The organism is Psychrobacter sp. (assembly GCF_036731945.1).
GTDB lineage: Bacteria > Pseudomonadota > Gammaproteobacteria > Pseudomonadales > Moraxellaceae > Psychrobacter.
Window position 1 is genome coordinate 1 of the sequence record NZ_DAINDI010000127.1, and the last position, 2,635, is coordinate 2,635.

Here is a 2,635-nt window from a genome sequence, read left to right on the forward strand (position 1 = left end):
CCAGCCAAGGTATCATGAGCGATCGTGCTGCACGCGCTGCTGGTATCGGTGGTGAAATCGTTGCATTCGTTGCTTAATTAGCAATCATTGCTATCGGTAACGAGACGATAAAGTCTACTTGATCTTCGTTGGGCACTTATCAATTTTATAGTAAATATTTTTTAACATTGATAGGTGCCTAATGCAGTCAATTATGCTAAACTAACACGCTTTTTAGCCTGTTAGTTTTTTCGCTAATAAAAGTAAGTTAATTTTTTTAAGGAATATTCCTATGTCTCGTGTGGCTAAAGCCCCAGTAGCACTGCCTAGCGGCGTAAGTGTTACTTTGAACGATCGGCAGGTCGAAGTTAAAGGCAAAAATGGCAATATGTCTTTACGCCTGCATGAATTGGTCGAGCTAAAACAGGAAGATGATGCAATTCTTCTCTCACCTGCAGCCGATTCAAAAGAAGCCATGATGCATACTGGCACCATGCGCTCTTTACTAAACAATTTAGTAATAGGCGTAAACGAAGGTTTTGAAAGACGCCTTCAACTTATTGGTGTTGGTTATCGCGCTCAAGCTACTGGTAATAAAGTAACGCTAAACGTTGGTTACTCACATCCAGTAGAATATACGCTACCTGAAGGTGTATCAGCTGAAACCCCAACGCAAACTGAAATCGTTTTAAAATCAAACGATAAGCAGCAGCTTGGTCAAGCAGCGGCTAATATCCGCGGTTTCCGCCCACCAGAGCCTTACAAAGGTAAAGGTATTCGTTATAGTGACGAGCATGTGATTCGCAAAGAAGCCAAGAAAAAATAAGGTGAGTTGAAATGTTTGATAAAAAAGCAGCTCGTCTACGTCGAGCAAAGAAAACCCGTGCACATATCCGTTTTTTAGGCGTAAATCGCTTAACGGTTAACCGCACCCCAAGACATATTTATGCCCAAATTATCTCTCCAAACGGTGGTGAAGTGATTGCTCAGGCATCTACCTTAGACAGCAGCTTACGTTCAGGTGCAACTGGTAACGTTGATGCAGCGACGTCTGTGGGCCAATTGATCGCAGAACGCGCAAAAGCAGCTGGTATTACTAAAGTTGCCTTTGACCGTAGTGGTTTTAAATATCATGGTCGAGTAAAAGCTTTAGCTGAAGCTGCTCGCGAAAACGGATTGGAGTTTTAATCATGGCTAGAAATGATAAAAATGATAAAAATGAACAGACTGACGGTCTAGTAGAACGCTTAGTTACCGTTGATCGCGTTGCAAAAGTGGTTAAAGGTGGTCGTATTTTCTCATTCACTGCGCTAACTGTAGTGGGTGATGGCAATGGCCGTGTTGGTTTTGGTCGTGGTAAAGCACGTGAAGTACCAGCCGCTATTCAAAAAGCACTTGAAGCTGCTAAGCGCAACATGATTACTGTTGAGCTTGATGGTGCAACGTTATTCCATCCGATCAAAGCACGTCATGGTGCTAGTAAAGTTTACATGCAGCCTGCATCTGAAGGTACTGGCGTAATCGCTGGTGGCGCAATGCGTGCGGTATTAGAAGTTGCTGGTGTTAAAGACGTTTTAACGAAATCTCATGGTTCTACCAACACGGCAAACGTTGTACGTGCAACATTCAACGGTTTACGTGATATGTCAACTCCAGAAAAGATGGCAGCAAAACGTGGTAAATCTGTAGACGAAATCTTGGGTTAACTTAGAAACTAGGTGAGTTACGATGAAAAAAATGAAAGTCACTCAATTTAAATCGGGTGCCCATCGCCTCAAGAGCCACAAAGCGAGCTTGAAAGGATTGGGTTTACGCCGTATTGGTCATACTGTTGAAGTAGAAGATACTCCTTCAACTCGTGGTATGGTCAATCGCGTCAACTACATGGTAAAAGTGGAGGAAGCGTAATGGGACTTAGATTAAATGAATTATCACCAGGTGTTGGCGCTAAGAAAACTGCCCAACGTCGTGGTCGTGGTATCGGTTCAGGTCTTGGCAAAACTGGTGGTCGTGGTGTAAAAGGTCAGAAATCTCGTTCAGGTTCTAGCATTCGCTCAGGATTTGAAGGCGGTCAAATGCCTTTATATCGTCGCCTACCAAAATTTGGCTTTACCAGTAAAATGGCAATGACGACTGCTGAAGTTCGTCTGTCTGAACTCAACAAAGTCGAAGGTGATGTGGTTAGCATTGAAACACTAAAAGCTGCTAACGTCATCCGTCATGACATGAAACGCGTTCGTATTATGTTGTCAGGCGAAGTCACTAAAGCTTATACTTTTAAAGGTATCAAAGTGACTAAAGGCGCCAAGCAAGCAATCGAAGCTGCTGGTGGTAGCATCGAGGAGTACTAACGTGTCAAAACAATCAATGTCATCGACTGGTATACCGCTCAATCCATTTGCCTTTATACGTAAGTATGATGAATTATGGACGCGTTTATTATTCTTAATCGGCGCATTGATTGTTTATCGTTTAGGGTCACATATCCCTGTACCGGGTATCAATCCGGTTAACTTGGCTGATCTGTTTTCGCGCAACGAAAATACCATTTTGAGCATGTTTAACATGTTTTCAGGTGGTGCACTAGAGCGTATGTCCATCATGGCACTTGGCATCATGCCATATATCTCAGCATCGATTATCGTTCAGATGATGT

6 protein-coding genes and 1 pseudogene are annotated in these 2,635 nt (G+C 43.0%); all 7 read left to right on the plus strand.

What is annotated here, in order from left to right; translation table 11 throughout:
- The coding region (gene rpsH, locus V7D75_RS14540) for a 30S ribosomal protein S8 (protein WP_333615142.1) at positions 1-77 on the plus strand (77 nt) is incomplete at its 5' end.
- Between the two features lie 194 nt (positions 78-271).
- Entirely contained in the window at positions 272-805 is a 534-nt protein-coding gene (gene rplF / locus V7D75_RS14545; protein WP_068408459.1) for a 50S ribosomal protein L6, read from the plus strand.
- A gap of 11 nt (positions 806-816) precedes the next feature.
- A complete protein-coding gene (gene rplR / locus V7D75_RS14550) occupies positions 817-1,167 on the plus strand; it encodes a 50S ribosomal protein L18 (RefSeq protein WP_068408457.1) in 351 nt (116 codons plus the stop codon).
- Between the two features lie 2 nt (positions 1,168-1,169).
- Entirely contained in the window at positions 1,170-1,685 is a 516-nt protein-coding gene (rpsE, locus tag V7D75_RS14555; protein ID WP_068408455.1) for a 30S ribosomal protein S5, read from the plus strand.
- Between the two features lie 22 nt (positions 1,686-1,707).
- Positions 1,708-1,887, plus strand: a complete 180-nt coding sequence (rpmD, locus tag V7D75_RS14560; RefSeq protein WP_068408453.1) for a 50S ribosomal protein L30 — start codon at positions 1,708-1,710, stop codon at positions 1,885-1,887.
- Positions 1,887-2,330 carry a 50S ribosomal protein L15 gene (rplO, locus tag V7D75_RS14565; RefSeq protein ID WP_333615141.1) on the plus strand — a complete coding sequence of 148 codons (444 nt, stop codon included), beginning with the start codon at positions 1,887-1,889 and terminating at the stop codon, positions 2,328-2,330. The genes rpmD and rplO overlap by 1 nt, the downstream gene beginning before the upstream one ends.
- 16 nt (positions 2,331-2,346) lie before the next feature.
- Positions 2,347-2,635 (plus strand): annotated as a pseudogene (gene secY, locus V7D75_RS14570) (preprotein translocase subunit SecY); the annotation flags it as partial.